Origin of the sequence: Ralstonia sp. ASV6 (assembly GCF_016429285.1) — a bacterium.
Lineage (GTDB): Bacteria > Pseudomonadota > Gammaproteobacteria > Burkholderiales > Burkholderiaceae > Ralstonia > Ralstonia flaminis.
Window position 1 is genome coordinate 1 of sequence record NZ_JAELUI010000425.1, and the last position, 407, is coordinate 407.

At 73.5% G+C, this 407-nt stretch carries 1 pseudogene; it reads left to right on the forward strand.

Annotated features, from left to right (window positions below):
- Window positions 1-149: 149 nt before the first annotated feature.
- Window positions 150-236: pseudogene (locus JHD73_RS28180) on the forward strand (pyroglutamyl-peptidase I); the annotation flags it as partial.
- Window positions 237-407: the final 171 nt, after the last annotated feature.

The following is a 407-nucleotide window of genomic DNA, read 5'->3' on the forward strand; positions in this document are numbered from 1 at the left end:
CCCCCCCCCCCCCCCCCCCCCCCCCCCCCCCCCCCCCCCCCCCCCCCCCCCCCCCCCCCCCCCCCCCCCCTTTTTACTGACCCCCCGACCCCCCCGCACTACACTCCACGGCCTTCGTCGGCAGCGTCAGATGTGTATAAGAGACAGCCATTGTGGCGCGGCAGTTGCCCTGCGTGTTCGGCGCTGCCAATGCGCAGCTGGTGGCCGCGATTGAAGAAACGTCACCCACACTGGTGCGACGTTTCTTCAATCTGTCTCTTATACACATCTCCGAGCCCACGAGACATGGCGCCTGATCGCGTATGCCGTCTTCTGCGTGTAAAAAGGGGGGGGGGGGGGGGGGGGGGGGGGGGGGGGGGGGGGGGGGGGGGGGGGGGGGGGGGGGGGGGGGGGGGGGGGGGGGGGGG